13 protein-coding genes and 3 tRNA genes are annotated in these 19,630 nt (G+C 66.6%); 3 read left to right on the forward strand and 13 right to left on the reverse strand.

The genetic code is table 11. The annotated features are described in order from the left end of the window. The 4 genes from AC1DW3_RS27865 to AC1DW3_RS27880 form a co-directional block, all read right to left on the reverse strand. Nucleotides 1–468, reverse strand: a 468-nt coding sequence (locus tag AC1DW3_RS27865; protein WP_477937055.1) for a GTP-binding protein, incomplete at its 3' end; no start/stop codon positions are given. A 54-nt stretch (nt 469–522) separates the two neighbouring features. Then, nucleotides 523–597: transfer RNA gene (locus tag AC1DW3_RS27870), tRNA-Thr, on the reverse strand. A 73-nt stretch (nt 598–670) separates the two neighbouring features. After that, nucleotides 671–744, reverse strand: a tRNA-Gly gene (locus AC1DW3_RS27875). A 38-nt stretch (nt 745–782) separates the two neighbouring features. Further along, nucleotides 783–867: transfer RNA gene (locus AC1DW3_RS27880), tRNA-Tyr, on the reverse strand. Nucleotides 868–1,494: 627 nt separating this feature from the next. Between AC1DW3_RS27880 and AC1DW3_RS27885 the strand changes: the two genes are divergently transcribed. Further along, a complete protein-coding gene (locus tag AC1DW3_RS27885; RefSeq protein ID WP_477937057.1) occupies nt 1,495–4,290 on the forward strand; it encodes a TonB-dependent receptor in 2,796 nt (931 codons plus the stop codon). A 108-nt stretch (nt 4,291–4,398) separates the two neighbouring features. After that, entirely contained in the window at nt 4,399–6,009 is a 1,611-nt protein-coding gene (locus AC1DW3_RS27890; protein WP_477937059.1) for a tryptophan halogenase family protein, read from the forward strand. An 84-nt stretch (nt 6,010–6,093) separates the two neighbouring features. On the opposite strand, the gene AC1DW3_RS27895 is transcribed toward AC1DW3_RS27890, so the two are convergent. Together AC1DW3_RS27895 and AC1DW3_RS27900 are read right to left on the reverse strand one after the other, a co-directional pair. After that, nucleotides 6,094–7,110 carry a cupin-like domain-containing protein gene (locus tag AC1DW3_RS27895; RefSeq protein ID WP_477937061.1) on the reverse strand — a complete coding sequence of 339 codons (1,017 nt, stop codon included), beginning with the start codon at nt 7,108–7,110 and terminating at the stop codon, nt 6,094–6,096. 10 nt (nt 7,111–7,120) lie between these two features. Continuing rightward, nucleotides 7,121–8,080 carry a cupin-like domain-containing protein gene (locus tag AC1DW3_RS27900; RefSeq protein ID WP_477937063.1) on the reverse strand — a complete coding sequence of 320 codons (960 nt, stop codon included), beginning with the start codon at nt 8,078–8,080 and terminating at the stop codon, nt 7,121–7,123. Nucleotides 8,081–8,542: 462 nt separating this feature from the next. On the opposite strand from AC1DW3_RS27900, the gene AC1DW3_RS27905 reads away from it, so the two are divergent. Further along, nucleotides 8,543–11,185: a TonB-dependent receptor gene (locus tag AC1DW3_RS27905; RefSeq protein ID WP_477937065.1), complete on the forward strand. Its 2,643-nt coding sequence runs from the start codon at nt 8,543–8,545 to the stop codon at nt 11,183–11,185. A gap of 107 nt (nt 11,186–11,292) precedes the next feature. Here AC1DW3_RS27905 and AC1DW3_RS27910 read toward each other — a convergent pair whose 3' ends face one another. From AC1DW3_RS27910 to nagZ, 7 genes are all read right to left on the reverse strand, one after another. Further along, nucleotides 11,293–12,000 (reverse strand): DUF6445 family protein, encoded by a 708-nt coding sequence (locus AC1DW3_RS27910; protein ID WP_477937067.1) that lies wholly within the window; start codon nt 11,998–12,000, stop codon nt 11,293–11,295. A 145-nt stretch (nt 12,001–12,145) separates the two neighbouring features. Beyond that, nucleotides 12,146–13,666: a tryptophan halogenase family protein gene (locus tag AC1DW3_RS27915; RefSeq protein WP_477937069.1), complete on the reverse strand. Its 1,521-nt coding sequence runs from the start codon at nt 13,664–13,666 to the stop codon at nt 12,146–12,148. Between the two features lie 6 nt (nt 13,667–13,672). Further along, entirely contained in the window at nt 13,673–14,740 is a 1,068-nt protein-coding gene (locus AC1DW3_RS27920; RefSeq protein ID WP_477937071.1) for an acyltransferase family protein, read from the reverse strand. Between the two features lie 183 nt (nt 14,741–14,923). Next, complete coding sequence (locus tag AC1DW3_RS27925) at nt 14,924–16,045, reverse strand: glycoside hydrolase family 18 protein (RefSeq protein WP_477937073.1); 1,122 nt, start codon at nt 16,043–16,045, stop codon at nt 14,924–14,926. Further along, complete coding sequence (locus AC1DW3_RS27930) at nt 16,042–16,884, reverse strand: glycoside hydrolase family 16 protein (protein ID WP_477937075.1); 843 nt, start codon at nt 16,882–16,884, stop codon at nt 16,042–16,044. The genes AC1DW3_RS27925 and AC1DW3_RS27930 overlap by 4 nt, the downstream gene beginning before the upstream one ends. Further along, nucleotides 16,881–18,158 (reverse strand): MFS transporter, encoded by a 1,278-nt coding sequence (locus tag AC1DW3_RS27935; RefSeq protein WP_477937077.1) that lies wholly within the window; start codon nt 18,156–18,158, stop codon nt 16,881–16,883. Before AC1DW3_RS27935 ends, AC1DW3_RS27930 begins: the two co-directional genes overlap by 4 nt. Continuing rightward, complete coding sequence (gene nagZ / locus AC1DW3_RS27940) at nt 18,158–19,630, reverse strand: beta-N-acetylhexosaminidase (protein ID WP_477937079.1); 1,473 nt, start codon at nt 19,628–19,630, stop codon at nt 18,158–18,160. The genes AC1DW3_RS27935 and nagZ overlap by 1 nt, the downstream gene beginning before the upstream one ends.

Below are 19,630 nucleotides of genomic sequence, written 5' to 3' on the forward strand. Positions count from 1 at the left end.
CTCGCGCACTTCCATTTCGACCAGCTCGAGCAGCTCGGCGTCGTCGACCATGTCGCACTTGTTCAGGAAGACGATGATGAACTTCACGCCGACCTGGCGAGCCAGCAGGATGTGCTCGCGGGTCTGGGGCATCGGGCCGTCAGCGGCCGAGCACACCAGGATCGCGCCGTCCATCTGGGCGGCACCGGTGATCATGTTCTTGACGTAGTCGGCGTGGCCGGGGCAGTCAACGTGCGCGTAGTGGCGGTTGGCCGTCTCGTACTCGACGTGCGCGGTGTTGATCGTGATGCCGCGGGCCTTTTCTTCCGGCGCTGCGTCGATCTGGTCGTAGGCCTTGGCCTCGCCGCCGAACTTCTTGGACAGCACCGTTGCGATCGCCGCGGTCAGCGTCGTCTTGCCGTGGTCGACGTGACCAATCGTGCCCACGTTCACGTGAGGCTTCGTACGTTCAAACTTGCCTTTTGCCATCTTGCGCTCCTGAGGCGAACCCGTTGGGACGAGTAGAAGAAAAAGAGAAATTGGTGGTGCCCTTGACGCGGATCGAACGCGTGACCTCTCCCTTACCAAGGGAGTGCTCTACCACTGAGCCACAAGGGCATCGGCACGGGTTTGAAGCCATGGGATTGGCCGGCAAACCGGTGTCGACGCTGGCCGACCAAGCCGCTCTCGATGGAGCGGGAAACGGGAATCGAACCCGTGTCATTAGCTTGGAAGGCTAAGGTTCTACCATTGAACTACTCCCGCCCTGGGAGCCAACAAGCCCTGCCTCGACTGCAAAGTCTTGGTGGAGGAGGCTGGATTCGAACCAGCGTACGCTATGCGGGCAGATTTACAGTCTGCTGCCTTTAACCACTCGGCCACCCCTCCTGAGGCAAGCCCGCAACTATAGCACAGGGCAAAGGGGGCGCAACAGAGCCTCACCAACAAGAACAAAACAGGTGAGAGGACGGATCTTCATTCCGGCCCGCAACGAAGGCCGATGCGGGCCCTGCGCCACGACGCCTGTCGACACCACCACCCCACGCAGTCACTCGGCACCGCCGCGCAAGGCGGTTAGCGCGGCACGCGCTTGCCAACAAGACAAGACGCCACCCGCAGTGGGTAGGCGACCAATTCAGGACCAGATCCAGGCCAGTCCACTACCAGCCGCACGCCTCGCTTCGACCAAGTCGGCGATCAGCGCAAGCCCGTCGTCGCCGAAGCGCAACAGTTCTCTACGCGACAACATACCAATGAAATACCAATAGCCAGCCGCAAACGGCGCCTCCACAGGTGGGGCCACCCCATGGATAGAGGCCTTTGCCGCCACCACTCGGGAAACTCCCCAGTAAAAATTGGTAGCAAAGTGGCGTTATCAATCGTTACAGTGGCATGGCACTGGTTGGAATGCGCTTTTGAGGGCAGACAAGGCGCCAACCGGACCGTAGGTGGTATGCAACGCACCCGAAGCAGTCACCGCCGCCCCAATTCATTGGCCACAACGAGGAACAAACCATGAAGGTCAAGCAGACCCCCATCTCGCAGGCGGTTTTCATCGCGCTGCTCGGCGCCAGCGGTGCCGCCATGGCGCAGCAAGCGCCGGCCCCTCAGCAACTCGATACGGTCACCATCACCGGCATCCGGGCATCGCAGGAAAAGTCGCTGAGCGTCAAGCGCAACGCCGATGCCCACATCGACGTCATCTCGGCCGAAGACATCGGCAAGATGCCTGACAAGAACGTGGCCGACTCGCTGGCCCGCGTGCCCGGCGTCACCATCCTGAACAGCCCGGCCGGCGGCTCCGGCGGCTTCGACGAGCGCGATCGCGTCGGCATCCGCGGCACCAATCCCAGCCTGACGCAAACCCTGGTCGACGGTCACGGCCTCGCCAACGGCGACTGGTTCGTGCTGGACCAGACCGGCGCCGGCGTCGGTCGCAGCGTCAGCTACTCGCTGATTCCTTCCGAGCTGGTTAGCCGTGTCGAAGTGCGCAAGAGCTCCGAAGCCTCCCTGGTGGAAGGCGGCACGGCCGGCTCGGTGAACATCATCACGCGCAAGCCGCTGGACTTTTCCAAGGCGCTCACTTTCGAAGCCGGCATCGGCGCCGTGTACGCCGATCTGGCGAAAAAGACCGACCCGCAACTCAACGCCATCCTGAATTGGAAGAACGAATCCAAGACCTTCGGCATCCTGGTGCAGGCCTTCTCCGAAAAGCGCAGCCTGCGCCGTGACGGTGTGGAGACCCTGGGCTTCATCAACAAGCTGGACGCCAACAACGCGCCCGCCCTGGTCGCCGCCCATCCCGAGCTGAACGGCGTCTACACGCCCGACCTGATCGGCGCCGCCTACTTCACCCAGGAGCGCGAGCGCAAGGGTGGCCTGGTGCGCGCGCAGTTCAAGCCCACCAAGGACGTGGACCTCGTGCTGACGGGCTTCTCGTCCAAGATGGACGCGGACAACTACAACCGCAACTACCTGATGGCCCCCCGCGCTGGCCTGATCAACAGCGCCACCATCTCCGACTACGCGATCGCCACCGACAACAACGGCAACAAGACTCTGACGAAGGCCACCTTCAACTGGGCGACGCCTTCGACGGCCGGCTACTACGACATGATCTCGCGCAAGGCCGCCGCCGAGACCAGCTTCTTCAGCCTCGACGGCTCGGTCCGCGTCAATGACTCGCTCACGCTGACCGCCAATGCCGGCTCGTCCAAGGGCAAGGGCCAGACCGTCAGCCAGGACGTCGTCGAGCCGCACATCGCCACGACGCGCGCCAGCTACCAGCTCAACGGCAACGACACGGCCCCCTCCTTCAGCTTCACCAACCCCACCGTCGGCTTTGACTGGATCTTCGGCGCCCAGCACGTCATCGTGCACGACAAGGAAGATTGGGCCCAGGTGGACGGCGAGTACATGCTGGATGCCGGCATCTTGAAGAGCCTGAAGTTCGGCGTCCGCGGCGCCCAGCACAAGCGCTACACCGACGCGACCCTGAACCAGGGCCCGGGCTGCGCCACCGGCACGCCGTATCGCGTCGGCCCGTGGGACTGGAGCAAGCCCAGCGCCTGCGCCGACGCCAATGGCAACGATGCGCCCCAGCTGTCGCCCTACACCCTGCCCGCCTTCAGCCAGTCCTACCCGGGCAACTACGGCAGCGGCCTGGGAAGCGGCTTCCCGACCAATCTGACCTATATCTCGGCCGAGGCCCTGGCCGAGTACAACAGCCGCGTCACCAACCGCGATCCGATCGCCCGCCGCTCGCCCTTCGACGGCGGCGAGTACAACGTGAAGGAAACCACCACGGCAGCCTACGCCCAGGCCAACCTCGAAGGCAGCAACTGGAGCGGCAACGTCGGCCTGCGCGTGGTTCGCACCAAGCAGTCCTCGGGCGCCTTCCGCAACAGCCTGCCCACCGACAAGGTGGACGTGGCCTCCGCATTCGGCAACTTCACCGCGACTTCGTCGGACGTCAGGTACACCGATCTGCTGCCCAGCGCCAGCATTCGCATCGACCTGACCAAGGACATCGTGGCCCGCCTGGCCGCCAGCCGCACGCTGACCCGCGCCGACTACACGGCCCTGTCCGCGTTCACGTCGCTCAGCACGACCGGCATGTTCCTGGACAACAACGCCATCGGCGGCGGCACGGCCGGCAATGCCGCGCTGAAGCCTGTCCGCTCGAACAACGTCGACGCCAACGTCGAGTGGTATTTCGCGCCGCGCTCCTTCGTGTCGGCAGGTGCCTTCTACATGCAGATGGGCACCTACATCACGAACGGCACGTTCACCGGCACCTACCCGGTGCTGCTGGGCAACACCAACCAGCAAGGTGGCGCGCAGCAGCTCGTGAACCGCCAGTTCGTCATCACCGGCCTGACCAACAAGAAGGCCACGGTCAAGGGTCTGGAGTTCGCGGGTGAAATGCCCGTCGCCGGCAACTTCGGCGTCAGTGCGAACTACACCTACGCCGATGGTTCGGACTCGAGCGGCCACGTGCTGCGCGGCAACACGAAGAACTCGTTCACCGTGGGTGGCTTCTTCGAGAACGACCACTTCTCGGCCCGCGTGAACTACAGCTTCACGGACGACATCTTCATCGGCCAGGACCGCGGCACGGACTATTTCCAGAAAGGCACAGGTGTGCTGTCGGCCTCGGTGAACTACAAGATCACCGACAACTTCGAGATCAACCTGAAGGGGCAGAACCTGAATGATCCGAAGCTGAAGTACTACGCCTCCGACATCCAGCCGCGTGCCATCTACAAGAACGGCCGCCAGTTCTACCTGACCGCCAACGTCAAGTTCTGATCACGGCCTGCACTGCTGGAACCCACGGGTTCCGGCAGGCGCCGCAGCTGAACACAATCAAAGGGGAGCGTGGAGATCACGCTCCCCTTTTTTCATACCCGATTGCCCATGCGCGATACCGCCACCCTCATAGACCAGTACATCGCCGCGCGTCCGCTGGGCGGCAGCACGGATGCGCCGCCACCCGTGAAGCACATCTGCGTCGTCGGCGGCGGCTCGGCCGGCTGGATGACGGCGCTGATGCTGGCCACGACAGCCTATGGCCCGCGCCTGAAGGTCACCGTGCTGGAGAGCCCCCAGGTCGGCATCATCGGCGTCGGCGAGGGCTCGACGCCCTGGCTGCGGCGCTTCTTCGAGATCCTGGGCATCGAGGAGTCGGAGTGGATGCCGGCGTGCAATGCCACCTACAAGAGCGGCATCACCTTCGATGGCTGGTCGACCAAGCCCGGCTTCGAGCGCTACTTCCACCCCTTCGTGTCGATGCTGGACAACATGACCATGCATCCCTTCGTGGACAACGTGCATGCGCGCCTGGACGGCGCGGACGTCTACGCCCACCCGGACCGCTTCTTCGTGTCCGCGGCACTGGCGCGCCAGGCCCGCGGCCCGCGCGCCAAGGCCAACTTCCCCTTCGACGTCTGGTACGGCTATCACTTCGACGCGTCGCTGCTGGGGCAGTTCCTGGGCCGCAAGGCCAAGGAGCGCGGCGTGCACCACCTGGAGCGCCACATCACCGAGGTGCAACTCGACGAGCGCGGCGACATCGGCGGCCTGCTGCTCGACGACGGCGAGACGCTGGCGGCCGACTTCTTCGTCGATTGCAGCGGCTTTGCGTCGCTGATGATCGGCAAGGCCCTGCAGACGCCCTTCATCGGCTTCGGCGAGAACCTCTTCAACGACGCCGCCGTCGCCATGCCGACGCCACTCGAAGGCCCCATCGAATCGCAGACCGTGTCCACGGCCCTGCGCCATGGCTGGGCCTGGAAGATCCCCCTCACCCAGCGCCAGGGCAACGGCTATGTCTACAGCAGCGCCCACTGCTCGGCGGACGAGGCCGAGACCGAGCTGCGCAAGCACCTGGGGATGCTCGATTCGGACACCCCGGCCCGCCACCTCAAGATGCGCGTGGGCCGCATGGCCAAGGTCTGGAACCGCAACTGCGTGGCCATCGGCCTGTCGCAAGGCTTCATCGAACCCCTAGAAGCCACGGCCCTGCTGTTCGTGCAGGTGACAGCGTCCATGCTGGTGGAAGTGCTGGAGAAGGGCGACCTCGGCAGCTCGGCGCAGGAGCAGTTCAACGCCGCCATGCACAAGCGCTTCGACAACACCCGCGACTACATCGTGGCGCACTACAAGACCAACTCGCGCACCGACACCGACTACTGGCGCGAGAACGCCGAGAACATGCATCTGTCGGACGCGCTGCAAGGCGTGCTGATGACGTGGATGTCGCGCAAGCCGCTGGTGGCCGCCCTCAAGACGGGCCGCTTCGGTGGCGGCTATCCCACCGTGTCCTGGTATGCGCTGCTGGCCGGCATGGGCATCTTCCCCGACCCACAGGACCTGCAGCCGCCCAGCGCTCAACAGGCGCGCCACAACCTGGGCGCGGTCGACGATTTCATCGCCCGCAGCGTCACCAACTTCCCCGACCACCGCGAGCTGCTGGCCGACATCCCGCCCGGTCAGGGCGACAAGGCCATGCAGATCTACACCTGGTAAATGTCCGCCCCTCGGCCGATGGGTACATCGGCCGATCCCCCGCGGGGATGGCCGCTCGCTTGGGGCGGCCCGGCGCAGCGCGGCTCAGGGCTTCAACCGATCCAGGATGTCCTTGCGCACGGCGGCATCGCCGGCGGCGTCGATGTCGCCGAACAGATGGCGCTGCCCCGCGGGGATGTGCGCCAGCCCTTCGCCGCGCGCACCGAACACATAGTGCGCGAACAGCGCGCGCCAGCCCTCGCGCTCGCCGTCGGGCAGATGCCTCAGCGCCAGCATGGCCAGGCGCAGCGCGGCCAGGTGCAGGTCATCCGGCCGCTGCGGCGCGGCCAGCGGCCGCCACCAGTAGTTCATCAGGATGTTCAGATGCGGCGCCAGCGCCTCGACCTGGTGGAACCACAGTGGCGGCATATAGATCGCATCGCCCGGCTCCAGTTCGGCCACCACGGCCTGCTCTAGCGCTTCGGCCACAAGCGGGAACTGCTCAGGATCGGCCCGGTGCAGATCCGGCACGACCGACATCGGCGCCGGCGTGGGCGCGTAGTCCGGCGGGCCCAGGTAGAGCAGCGGCGCGCATTGCGGCGGCAGCAGCGTGAAGCGGCGCCGCCCCGCGGCCACGCAGGCGATGTTGTGGGAATCGTCGAAATGCGCCGGCACGGTGGCGCGGTTGCCGATCCAGATGCGCGGCGCTATCGAGGCGTCCAGCAGCGGCAGCACATTGGCCCGCTCCAGGCCCGGCAAGGCGGCCGACACGAGCGCACTCTGCGCGGCCAGGCTGGGCGGCTCGGGGAAATGGCTGTAGCGCCAGAGCTGCTCGAACAGGGCGGCGTAGGGCCGCTTGTCGAGCATGAAGTTGAAGCCGTCCAGGCCCGGCTTGTAGGCAAAGGCGCGCGTGGGCTCGGGCCGGGCGAGCACGGCGTCCACCAACTCGCCCTGGTCGAAACCCATCAGGTATTGCAGGCAGGGCTCCAGGCCCGCACGCCCCTGGGCCACCAGCGGCCAGTGCTGCACGGCGCCGCGCATCACCACCGGCTCATAGGCGTTCAGCACCTCACGCTCGAAGCGCTCGCGCGTGACGCCGTCCAGTTCCTTCATCGGTTGCATGGGCATCCGTTCAAGGTCGCCGCGCCAGCACGCCGCGCCAGGCCTCGGGAATGTGGGCGGCGGGCTCCTGCTCGCGCTGCACCACGTAGTGCTCGAACAGCGCCGCCCAGGCATCGCGCTGCGCCGCCGGCAGCGCGTTCAGCACCTGGATGGCCTGCAGCAGCGCGTGGGCGGGCGCCGGCAGGTCCTTGGCGCCAGAGAGACCGACAACGGGCCACCAGTAGTTGATGAGCAGGTTCACCTTCTCCAGCGCCTCGACCTGGTGGTACCACAGCGGCGGGATGTAGAGGGCGTCGCCCGGCTCCAGGTCGGCCACCCAGCCTGAGGCCAGCGCCTCGCCATAGCGCGGATAGCGCGCCAGATCCGGCGCCTTGGGATGCACGACCGAGATCGGCGCACCCGACGGCGTGTGCTCCAGCGGCCCGATATAGAGATTGCCGACCTGCGCCGGCGCGAACAGCGTGAAGCGACGGCGCCCGGCGGCGACGCAGGCCAGGTTGTACGGGTGGTCATGGTGCGCCGGCACCGTCAGCGCATTGCCCAGCCAGAAGTTGGGCACGACGCCAGGCAAGGCCCGCAGCACGTTCTCGTCGAGGAAGCCTGGAATGACGTCGCCGACCTTGGCGCATTGGGCGGCGATGGCCGGCACGTTGTCGAGCGGCAGATAGGCCGCCAGATTGGCCATGAATTCGGCCAGGCTCATGCGCGCCTTGACGAAGGCGAAGTCGGTGAGCGTCTCGTTGTAGCCCATGACGCCGCGCGCCGCCGCGCGCGTCTTGGTGGCCATCACCTCGACGCCGCGGTCGAAGCGGGCGAGGTAGTCGCAGATGCCCAGTGCGCTGTCGCGCCCGGCCTGCACGGCCGCCCAGTGGCCCACCAGCCCCTTCAGCAGCACCGGTTCGGCGCGCTGCTCCAGGCGGTTCTTGAGTTGCGGATCGTCGACCGCCGTCCAGCTTTCAACCGGCTTCATATCGCTTGGGAGTCACCGCTCATCCGGGGTCAGGGCATCGCGTCCAGGGCTTGCCATTGTCCTGGCTCGCCGCCGCGGCCAAGCCTCCGGCAAACCCTGCATCCGGACAAGTCCAATTGCCGACCAGTTCATCCACCGCAGCAGCAAGTCGCTTCCGCCGGCAAGTTTTTCGTCGTCATCGAGCAACAGGATTTCAGGCACCAATCAGATACCAGTCACCCACCGTCGCGAGGGCAATCAACAGCGAAACAGCCTCGTTTTCATAGAGCATGACCTAAGCCACCCGGGAAACTACTCGGACCAAATTGGTAGCAAAGTGGCGTTATCGATCGCTATAGTGGCCTTGCACTGGTTGCACGCATTGAGAACAAAACAGGGGCGGCAACCGGACTCAAGGTGGTATGCATGGCCCCAGGCAGCCACCCGCCCATCCGAACCAACGGCCACTACGAGGATCAGTTCATGAAGGTCAAACCGACCCCCATCGCGGCAGCCGCCGCCCTGACATTGCTCAGCATGTCGCTCGCCGCCCAGGCACAAGAAGCGGCTGGACCTGCACCGGCCCAGCTCGAGCAGGTGGTCATCACCGGCATCCGCGCCTCGCTGCAGACCGCCGCCACGATCAAGAAGAACGCCAGTGCGGTCGTCGATGCCGTCTCCGCCGAAGACGTGGGCAAGCTGCCCGACTCCGATGTCGGCCAGGCCCTGGGCCGCATCCCGGGCGTGTCCGTCGGCCGCGCCTTCGGCCAGGGCGCTTCGGTGTCCATCCGCGGCTCCGACCCGCAGATGACCTACACGACGCTGAACGGCCAGACCGTCGCGTCCACGGGCTGGTATGACCAGCTCGACATCGACCGCTCCTTCAACTATTCGCTGCTGCCCTCCGAGCTGATCGGCGGCATGGAGGTCTACAAGTCCTCCCAGGCCGACCTGACCGAAGGCGGCATCGGTGGCACGGTCATCGTCAAGACCCGCAAGCCCCTGGACATGCCGGCCAACAGCGGCTTCGTCAGCGTCAAGTACGGCAAGGGCACCATCAGCGACCCCGAAAAGGAAGTCTCGGGCCTGTACAGCTGGAAGAACGAGGCCAAGAGCTTCGGCGTGCTGGCGGCCGCGGCTCATTCCGAAGGCGCCTACATCCGCCGCGGCGTCGAGGCCGACAACCGCTGGTCGGGCGACGTGGCGCCCACCGCCTTCGTGCAGGACCGCAAGCGCGACGCCATCAACCTGACGCTGCAGGCCAAGCCGGTGCAGGGCCTGGACCTCGGCCTGAACCTGCTCAAGCTCAAGCTGATTGGCGACAACAGCAACAGCAGCGACTACATCTTCCAGGATCCGAACTGCGACAAGCGCAACACCGACGTGAAGTCGGCCTGGAACCCGACCGGCATGTGCGTGCACAGCACCACGACCGCCGCCAACCCGCTGCCGACGCAGTTCTTCCAGGTCTGGGCCCGCCAGGCGCAGATGACGTCCGACAGCGTCACGTTTGACGGCCATTACAAGCTCGACGGCGCCAAGTTCGACCTCGTCGCCGGCAGCACCAAGGCCAAGGGCGGCACCTCGCTGACGGCCAACTTCCAGTCCGGCAACTGGGACGCCGGCTTCGCGCGACCCAATTGGCAAGGCACCATCGACGCGACCGGCCACCAGATCGTCATCAGCCCGACGTCCAGCCAGTCCTTCACCGCGGCGCAACTGCCCTCGCAGCTGGGCCCCCAGACCTGGGCCACCTCGCAAGGCCCGAACAAGGACCAGGAGAAGTACGCCCAGCTCGACGCCACCATCGACCTGAACTGGGGCGCCATCAACACCTTCAAGACCGGTGTCCGCTTTGCCGACCACACCTTCGAGAAGCGCGCCTACCGTCCGGTCTGGGCCAGCACCATCGCCTCGAGCGCGACCAGCGGCCTGTTCGACGGCACCGTCGGCGTGGCCAGCTGGAGCATCCCGCGTCCCAACATCGACGCCATGGTGGCCGGCACGCTGAAGAACATCAACGGCTGGAACGAAGACCGCTCCGCCTTCAGCGAGCTCAACGAGAAGAACCAGGCCCTGTACGGCATGTTCGACTTCGAGGCCGGCAACCTGCGCGGCAACTTCGGTCTGCGCTACATCTCCACCGACGTGAAGAGCACCGGCTACAAGTTCGACGGCACGCCGCTCGCCGCTGGCGACTACGCCGGCAACGAGAACTGGGGCAAGACCTACGACGTCAAGAAGTCCAAGTACAACGACGTGCTGCCCAGCGTCAACCTGGCCTTCGACCTGCAGAAGGACCTGGTGCTGCGCGCCGCCGCGTCGCAAGCCATCACCCGGCCGAACTTCGCCAACATGTTCGGCGTGACGGTGTCCGGCTACAACGACGACCGCGTCGGCAACGAGACCTGGACCGTCGGCAGCGTCGAGCTCAAGCCCATGAAGTCAAGCCAGGTCGACCTGAGCCTGGAGTACTACTACGGCAAGGGCAATGTGCTGTCGGCCACCTTCTTCAACAAGGACATCTCGAACTTCATCACGACCAACGTGCTGCAGAACCAGAAGATCGGCCTGGTGGACCCGTTCAGCAAGGTGGACAACTGGACGGTGCAGAACTTCGTCAACGCCGGCGGTGGCCGCCTGCGCGGCATCGAGCTGCAGGCCAACCATGCCTTCAGCAGCGGCCTGGGCTTCGTGGCGAACTACACCTTCACCGAAGGCACGGCGCCCAAGGAGAGCTTCGCCGACCAGCTGGGCCTGTTCACGCAGTCGTCCAAGCACAACGTGAACCTGGTGGGCTACTACGAGACGGCCGACTACTTCGGCCGCCTGGCCTACAACTGGCGCTCCAAGTACATCATTCGCGAGAACGCCTACTGGTATGGCAACCGCATGCATGCCAACACCGGCACGCTGGACGCGAGCTTCGGCTGGAACATCAGCAAGTGGCTGAAGCTGAGCTTCGACGCCGTGAACCTGACCAAGCAGGACGACATCCAGTACGGCGTCATGTCGACCAGCCTGCCGGCCGATGGCCTGCACAAGGATCCGCTGAAGGCAGGCTATCCGGCCTGGTCCTTCAAGGGTGAGACGACCTACAAGATCGGCCTGACGGCCAAGTTCTGACCCGCGACCTCTTGTCTCCTTTCCAGCCCGGCATCTGCCGGGCTTTTTTTTGGCGATGCAAAGCAAAACGCGCGGCCTGGCCGCGCGTTCAACCAGGGTTCGGGAGCCTAGAAGTCGTAGAAGGAATTGAGCGTCAGCCGCCCCGTGCGCGGGTCGGCGTTGATGCTGAACTGCGGGTTGACGACGGCCGAGTGCAGCAGGCTGCCGCGGTAGACGACGAGGCGGTTGAAGCGGGCCGGCATCATGCCCAGGAACTCGAAGCCCGCATCCGAGTCGTCGAAGTAGCGCTGGGCCGGCGGGCGGGCATTGAGCTCTTCGTAATAGACGTCGAGGAAGTGCTCGCGGTTCTCGGCCGTGACCTGCTGCAGGCCCGTCGCCTTGTGGCGGTAGAAGGCCGTGCCGCCATGTTCCTCGTTGCACAGATAGAGCAGCACGGCCATGTGGTGAGGCGTGCTGGCGTCGAAATGCGGTGTGCGCTGCAAGGGCCCGAGCTCGCCGGGCGGCATCGTCGTCAGTGAGAAGGCGCATTCGGCCTTGCGCAGCGCCAGTGCTTCGGGCATGCCGAAGTTCAAGCGGATCAGCGGCTCCATCAGCGCCGTGAGCTTGGCCGAGTAGTCGGCGGGTGCCACGGCACGCACGCCCGGATAGCCCTTGCGATCGGCCACGCCGGGGTAAGGCTCGAAGCTGCTGCAGCTGGCGATGTCGACCAGGGCCTGCGGGTCTTCGAGGAAGTCGTCGATGAAGACGATGGCGTGCTCGCCGACCTGCACGGACTGAATGTCCGGCGGCATGCGGATGGCGAAGGCCTCGCTCATTGGTGCACCCTTCGGCCTGCGGCCTTGCCTGGCCGACAGTGCGGCCAGGCGTTCGCCAGGCATGGGATGCCCACTGGGCATCCTAAGTCCGGGCTCACTCCCGCCAAGCGGGAGCGAGCTAGCTTGGGGCGGCCCGGCGCGTCGCTCATGCCCGTGTGTAGGCGGCGCGCAGGCCCATCAGCCAGTCGCGGTGGCTGGGCAGCGTGCGGATGGCCTGCTGGGCCGCGCGCGTCACATGCTCGAATTGCGCCAGGCATTCACGCCGCTCGAAGTCCGAGATGGGCAACGGCCGCGTCGGAAAGCGCATGCCGTAGAGCACATAGAGGTGGTTGTCGACGTCGAAGAGGTCGAAGCGGCTGCCGAAGTCGTTCTTCTGCGGATGGCGGATGGCCCATTTGGCCAGGCGCTCGCGCAGCGCCTCCGACAGATGGGCCTCGTGCCGGTTCTCCAGCCAGAAGGCCGAGTCGCTGCGATCGGACAGGTGGTAGTGCAGCTGCACGAAGTCGATGACCCGCTCCCAGGTGAGGGTCACGGCCTCGTTGTAGCTGCGGCGCAGCGCCTGGGCGTCGTCGCGCATGCGCGGGAAGTTGCGCGACAGCAAGCTGGCGGAGAAGTCCGTCACCAGGATGGACGTCGCCTCCAGCGGCTCGACGAAACCCTGGGCCAGACCGAGGGCCACGCAGTTCTGGAACCAGAACTGCTGGCGGTAGCCGATGCGCATGGGAATCTTGCGCGGCGACAGCGTATCGGGGCTGACGCCGAGATGGCGCGCATAGCACTCGATGGCGCGCGACTCGCTCATGTGGGCGCTAGCGTACACAAAGCCCGTGCCGCGGCGGTGGGTGACGGGGATGTCCCAGATCCAGCCGGCCTCGTGCGCGACGGCCAGCGTGTAGGGCGGGATCTCGTCGTCGGGATCGGTCGGCAGCTGCTGGACCATGGCCGTGTCGGTCAGGATCTGGTGCGACTTGTCGACGAAGGGCACCTTGAGCACACGCTGGGTCAGCAGCGACGCGAAGCCGCTGCAATCCACATAGAAGTCGAAGGGGACGACTTCGCCGGAAGCCATGCGCAAGGCGGCGATGGTGCCGTCCTCGGCGCGCTCCGCGTCGACGACGGTGGCCACCCGGTATTGCACGCGAAAGCGCTGCTTCGCGTTCTCCGCCAGCAGCGCGGCAAACTTGTGGGCGTTGACGTGATAGGCGTACTCGACCTCGCCAGCGTAGGGCGGCGATGAGATGGCCTTCGGGCTGCGGCCCGCCTCGGCGACACGCGTGCTGATGGACACATCCGAGAACGGGCGCTGCGTCTGCTCCAGCCAGGCCGGCGTGATGTCCAGGCCCTCAGGGAACGGCGAGGCGAAGGGGTGGTAGTAGAAATGGTCCCTGCCATGCTTGGCCGCATCCAGCCAGCCCTGGAACTTGATGCCGTTCTTGAAGGTGGTGTCGCAGGCGACGAGCAGGTCGGCCTCGGAGATGCCGAACTTGCGCAGCGAAGTCTTGATGGCCGGCACCGTGCCCTCGCCGACGCCGATGATGGGCACGTCGGCCGACTCGATGACGGTGATCTCGACGTCGGCATCGGCGCTCAGCTCATAGCCGAGGTGGTTGGCCGCCAGCCAGCCGGCCGTGCCGCCGCCGATGATCGCGATGCGTCGCGTCTTCATGGCTTCCTAGATCTTCCAGTACAGGCGGCGCTTGTCCAAGGCCCAGACGATCAAGGCCCAGACCGCGACAAAGGCGACGGCAAAGGCAAGCGACTGCCCATACGGCCCGACCAACGGACCCAGCGGACCGAACACCGTTCGGTAGAGCGGCTCCATCCAGCCGGTGGCCACCAGCAGCACCGTGCACATCCAGGCCCCGGCATAGGCGCCGATGGCATTCAGGCCGAAGGCGCGGCCCCACGGGCGGTGACCGAGGCGGTCGATCCACTGATGCGCCGCGGCGAGGGCCACCGCGGACAGGCCGCCGGTCCACAGCACGAAGGACGGCGTCCACAGCTGCTTGTTCCAGGGCAACCAGCGCGACCACCACCAGCCGACCAGGGCCGCCGCAATGCCGGTCAGCAGCAGGCCGCGTGTCTGCTCGCGCCGCAGCAGGCCGCCGCACAGCAGACCGAAGACCGTGGTGGCCAGCGCACCCAGCGTGGACAGCAGGCCCTCGGGATCGAAAGCGATGCCGGTCGCCGCGTCCCATTCATAGGCCCAGCGGCCGAGCACGAGGGTGTCGATGCGCTGGTTCAGGCTGCCCAGCTTGTCCAGCGTCGGGCTGCCGAACAGCAGCAGCGCGCCATAGCCGATCAACAAGGTCAGCAGCAAGGCCCACTGTCCGCGCGCGCGCAGATGGAGGGCCGCCACGCCCGCGACGGCAAAGCAAACGCCAATCCGCTGCAGCACACCCAGCACCCGGAACTCAGGTTTGTGCATCAGCCACCAGGCGAGCAGATGCAGCACCAGGCCCAGGCCGAAGATGCGCAGGCCTCGCAGCACGACGGCGCTGCGCAACGGCCCGGGCGCTGCGCCCGCATCCACGCGCGGACCGAGGGCCAGCGCGGCGGACACCCCGACGATGAAGAGGAAGAAGGGAAAGATCAGGTCGGTCGGGGTGAAGCCATGCCAGTCCGCATGCTCCAGCGGCCAGTAGACATGGCCCCAGTCGCCCGGGTTGTTGACCAGCAGCATGGCCGCGACGGCCAAGCCGCGCAGCGCGTCGACCGACGCGATGCGACGCGCTGCCATCTCAATGACTCACGACGCGCCCGCGGCGCATGAATTCCGCGGGCCGAGCGCCGGGCCGCTCCCTAGCCGGCCCGCTCTGGCGATGTGCTTGCGGCTCGATGCCGCGAGCATCGCCGTCCCCTCGGGGGACCGACCAGGTGCGCCCGCGTTCAGCGGGGCGAGACTGGGCGAGGGGTAGGGCCGTCATTGCTGCATCGCGTTGAGGATCTCGCCGTTGTCCTGGCTGAGCTCCCACGCGAACACGCCGGCCAGGCCCGCCTTCTTCGCGAAAGCCACCTTGGCGCGCACCGCACGCGGATCGTCATAGCCGACGAAGCGGCCACCACCCACCATGGCCCAGGATTGGGTGCGCTTGTCGAAATGCGCCTTCATGCCCGTCAGCGAATCGATGTCCTTGAAAGGCACCGAACCGTCCTCGTTGGGCCAGGGTTTGGCATAGCTGCCATCGGCCTTCACGCCATCGAAGCCGCGGCCATACATCGCGACACCGGCCACCAGCTTGGCCGCCGGCACGCCTTCGCGCCTCAGGTTGGCGACGGACGCTTCCAGGCTGGTGTCGTCGCTGGGCTTGGCGCTGCGCAGCGCCGTGTGGTTGGCCGCCTTCTTCGTCCAGGGGCCGGCGAAGTCGTAGGTCATCATGAAGACCAGGTCCAGCGACGGCGCCGCGCGGCCCATGGCCATGCGGGCCAGCTGTTCCCGGGTGGTGGCAATCGCGGTGGTCAGCGCATAGCGCTTGCCGGCGTCGCGACCCAAGGCGTCCAGGCCCACGCGCAGGTCCTGCATCAGCAGCACATAGTTCTCGGCGTCGGCCTTGCTGCCCAGCTGCACGCCGTTGACGGCGCCATTGGAGCCGGGGTGCTCCCAGTCGATGTCCAGGCCGTCGAAGCCCGGGTGGGCGCGCAGCCAATCGACCGAGTGCTTCACGAAGGCCTGGCGGCCCGCGGCCGTGGCGGCCAGGTGGAAGAAGGGGTCGGAGCCGCCCCAGCCGCCCACCGAGGCCAGCACCTGCACCTTGGAGTCGCGGACCTTCAGACGCTGGAAGGCGGCGGAGAAGACGTCCTGGTCGGCATGCGGTGCGATGCTGAAATTGGGCTTGCCGGCACAGGCCGCGGCCTCCGTCTTGCGCTCGCCTTCGCCGCAGATCAGCAGGAAGGCGTAGAGCAGATGCGTGACGCGGCCGGGCTGCAGTTGCTCGACGACGTCGACGCCGCGCTCGGCAAGGATGTAGGTGCCGACGACGGGTTTCGTCTGCGCCTGGGCCAGGCCCGCGGCCAGCGCCAGGGCGGCGATCAGGAACTTCTTCATAGATTGCATTCGCTGGTCAGGCCGGCATCCGGCACGGTGTCGCGGTGGGCCACGCCCTGCTTGCGCAATTGAGCGGCACGGGCCTGCATGGCGGTGTGGCTCAGCGTCTTGCCGGCCTCGTGCAGCACCCAGTCGATCTCGAATTCGTAGTCGCGCGGCGCACCCGGCTTGGCGCCGTCGGACAGCCAGTGGTTGAAGCTGATCGCCATGGGCTTGCTCGGCACATTGCGGCCGCTGTGCTCGCCGATCAGGCGGCCGTTGACGTAGTGGCGGGTGCGCGTGGCCTCGACCTGCACGGTCAGCAACTGCCAGCCGTCGAAGGAACCTTGCACGATGGAGGCCTGGTTGAAGGACTSCCAGGGGTCGATRCGCACCGTATGCCAGCTGACGCCGTAGAGCCGCGTCTCGGGCTCGCCCCAGCCGCCATGCGGCAGGTATTCGAAGTCGACCTCGCTGAAGTCGGGGTCGTAGTCATGCTTCAGCGGGCCGGCCAGGAAGAAGCTCTGGATGATGGGATCCCGCGAACCGGCCGTGTCGCGAAAGCGCACGCGCGCCGTCGTCGTGCCGATGAGGAATTTGCGCGGCGCGCAGAGCTGGGCCAGCGTCGTGTTAGCGGGCGTGCCGTCGGTGGACATCTTCAGCTTCAGYAGGCCACCATCCAGCGCAAGCTGACTGGCCTTAAAACTGGCGCCCGGCAGGCCGGGGTGGCCTGTGCCCTCGCGCAGCACCCAGCCGCTGTCGCGCAGGGCGGCCAGGCTGGGCTGCGAGAAGTCGTCGAAGAACTCGCCGGCCGCAAACGCAGGTGCGGCGGCCAGCAGCAACAGCGTGACGGCCTTCACGCGGGCACCGCCTCGGGCGCCGCGCTGGCGCGCGGCATCGGCACGAACAGCAGCAGCAGCAAGGGCAGCAGGCCGCAGCCTATGGTCCAGGCAAAGAAATGCTGGTAGCCCACGCTGACCTGAATGTCGCCGCTGATGAACTTGGCGATGCTGAAGCCCAGCTGCATGACACCCGAGCCCAGGGCGTAATGCGCCGTCTGGTAGCGGCCCGGTGCCACGGCCTGCATGATGTAGAGGATCATGCCGACGAAGCCGAAGCCGTAGCCGAACATCTCGACGCCCACCGCCGCGCCGATGTGCACCATATCCTGAGGCAGCGCGCTGGCGAGGTAGTAGAAGGTCGCGTTGGGCACCATCATTGCGACGATGAGCAGGGGCATCGCCCGCTTCAATCCGAGCGCGCTGGCCAGATAGCCGCCCAGCACCGAGCCGACCAGGAAGGCCCCGGTGCCCACCAGGCCATAGACATCGGCCACCTGGCTGGTCGTCAGCCCCAGGCCGTTCTTGGCGCGCGCCTCCAGCAGGAACAGCGGGCCGATGGTCTGCACCTGACCTTCGGCGAGGCGGAAGATGATGATGAAGAGCACGGCCAGCCAGATGCCGGGCTTCCTGAAGAAGTCGATGACGACGTCCTTCAGCAACTTGGCCACGCCCGAGGCGGTCAGTTCACTGTGCTCGGTGCTCAGCGTACCGGGCAGATAGCGCGCGTTGTACGTGGCCAGCGCGGCCACCAGCACGGCCAGCATGACGAAGACGCTGCTCCACGCGTTGAACACGCCGACTTGGCCTTCGAGATAGCCCGCTACCTTGAGCAGCACACCGGTGATGAAGAAGCGCGCGCCGTTGAAGAAGGCGCCCTGCCAGCCCGCGTAGGTCGCCTGGCGCTTGTTGTCCAGCGAGGCCATGTAGAGGCCATCGCAGGCGATGTCGTGCGTGGCCGACGCGTAGGCGATCAGGAACAGCACGATGATGGCCGCGCCGAACCAGTGCGGCAGGTGCAGGGCCAGCGCCATCAGGCCCAGCCCCACCGCGCCCAGGTACTGCATCGCGACGACGATGAGCTTCTTGCTGCGCAGCAGTTCCAGGAAGGGGCTCCACACCCACTTGAAGGCCCAGGCCAGGCTCAGCACGGCCGTCCAGCGCGCGATCTGGTCGTTCTCGACGCCCAGGTTCTTGAACATCAGGCCCGCGATGAGCATGACGACGAAGAACTGCATGCCCTGCACGAAGTACAGGGTGGGCACCCAGCGCATGGGTTTCTTGGCTTGCTCCATCACTGCAGTCCTTGCGGGGCGCGGCCGGTGGCTTGAACACGGCCTTCAAGCCAGGCCTTGAGGCCGGCCAGCGCGCCGGGCGCGAAGCCCCAGGTCAGCACGGTGGGGCCGTGCACGTCGAGCGCCTGGTAGGGGTTCCACAGCGACAGGTGCAGGTCGGGCCGCCACTCGGACGCCGCCAGGCCGTAACGGGCGCGACGCGTGGAGACGAGGACGTTGACGCGGCCGTCGCGCGGCACCGTCTTCCAGTCCAGCTGGGCGATGTCGTCGACCATCTGCACCTGGGCGTCGGTGAAGGCTTCGAACAGCGCCACGGCCTGGCGGCCGGTGGGGCCGGCCTCCGAAACCATGTCGGTCGGCACGTCGCCCTGCACGATGACGCGGATGGGGGCGTTCAGCGCCGGCGGCTTCGCACCGCGCAGCGCCGTCMGGCCGGCGGCCCAGGCCTCGGYCATCAGCGCATGATCGGCGGCGCGAGCAGCACTGTCGTCCACGGCACGGGCCGGGTAAGCGGCGGCGAGGCTGTCCAGGCGCCGGTTGGCCGTTTCGCCCTGCTCGGGCGTCAGGCGGCCGCTGGCAAAGGCATCGCGCAGCGCATTGATGGCGACGAGTTGCTCGGCCAGCGAGCCCTGGGCCAGCACCATGTCCGCGCCGGCCTCGATGGCCATGACGGCGGACTTGGCGTAGCCGAAGCGCTCGGCCACGGCCTTCATCATCAGCGCGTCGGTGATGACGACGCCGTCATAGCCCCAGTCCTGGCGCAGGATGCCACCGATGAGTTGTGGCGACAGCGTGGCCGGCCGGTCGGGGTCGATCTGCGGATAGACGATGTGGGCCGTCATCATGGCCGGCGCCCGGCCCGCCAGCGCCTTGAAGGGCGCGAGCTCCAGCGCGTTCAGTTCGGCGCGCGTCTTGTCGACGGTCGGCAGCGCATGGTGGGAGTCCACATGCGTGTCGCCATGGCCGGGGAAGTGCTTGACGCAGCAGGCGACGCCCGCGCCCAGCGAACCGCGCATCCACGCGGCCGCCAAGCGGCTGACCTCGACCGGGTCGTTGGAGAAGCTGCGCTCGCCGATGACGGGATTGGCCGGGTTGTTGTTGACGTCCAGCACCGGCGCGAAGTTCCAGTTGATGCCCAGCGACTTCAGTCCCCGCGCCACCGCCGCACCCACGGCTTCGGCGCGGTCCGCGTCGCCGCTGGCGCCCAGGGCCATCGCCGAGGGCGGCTGCGGCAGGAAGGTCACGCGCACGACGGCGCCACCTTCCTGGTCGATGCCGATCAGGGCCTCGGGTCCCAGCACTTCGATGAGATCGCTCAGCAGCGCCTTGACCTCGCTCTCCGTGCCGATGTTCTTGCGGAACAGGCAGACCGAGCGGATCTTCTGCTCGCGCAGGAAGGCGGCCGTGTCCGCGTCGAGCGAGGGGCCGGGAATGTCGACCATCACGAGACGGCCAGGATCAAAGGTGGTCAT

The sequence above is a fragment of the Roseateles sp. P2_H4 genome, from assembly GCF_056403315.1.

Bases quoted from the DNA above. Each gene is read 5' to 3' on its own strand.
- AC1DW3_RS27885 (WP_477937057.1), top strand. From the start codon at position 1,495: ATGAAGGTCAAGCAGACCCCCATCTCGCAGGCGGTTTTCATCGCGCTG.
- AC1DW3_RS27925 (WP_477937073.1), bottom strand. From the start codon at position 16,045: ATGAAGAAGTTCCTGATCGCCGCCCTGGCGCTGGCCGCGGGCCTGGCC.
- AC1DW3_RS27910 (WP_477937067.1), bottom strand. From the start codon at position 12,000: ATGAGCGAGGCCTTCGCCATCCGCATGCCGCCGGACATTCAGTCCGTG.
- AC1DW3_RS27895 (WP_477937061.1), bottom strand. From the start codon at position 7,110: ATGCAACCGATGAAGGAACTGGACGGCGTCACGCGCGAGCGCTTCGAG.
- AC1DW3_RS27935 (WP_477937077.1), bottom strand. From the start codon at position 18,158: ATGGAGCAAGCCAAGAAACCCATGCGCTGGGTGCCCACCCTGTACTTC.
- AC1DW3_RS27890 (WP_477937059.1), top strand. From the start codon at position 4,399: ATGCGCGATACCGCCACCCTCATAGACCAGTACATCGCCGCGCGTCCG.
- AC1DW3_RS27905 (WP_477937065.1), top strand. From the start codon at position 8,543: ATGAAGGTCAAACCGACCCCCATCGCGGCAGCCGCCGCCCTGACATTG.
- AC1DW3_RS27920 (WP_477937071.1), bottom strand. From the start codon at position 14,740: ATGGCAGCGCGTCGCATCGCGTCGGTCGACGCGCTGCGCGGCTTGGCC.
- AC1DW3_RS27900 (WP_477937063.1), bottom strand. From the start codon at position 8,080: ATGAAGCCGGTTGAAAGCTGGACGGCGGTCGACGATCCGCAACTCAAG.
- AC1DW3_RS27915 (WP_477937069.1), bottom strand. From the start codon at position 13,666: ATGAAGACGCGACGCATCGCGATCATCGGCGGCGGCACGGCCGGCTGG.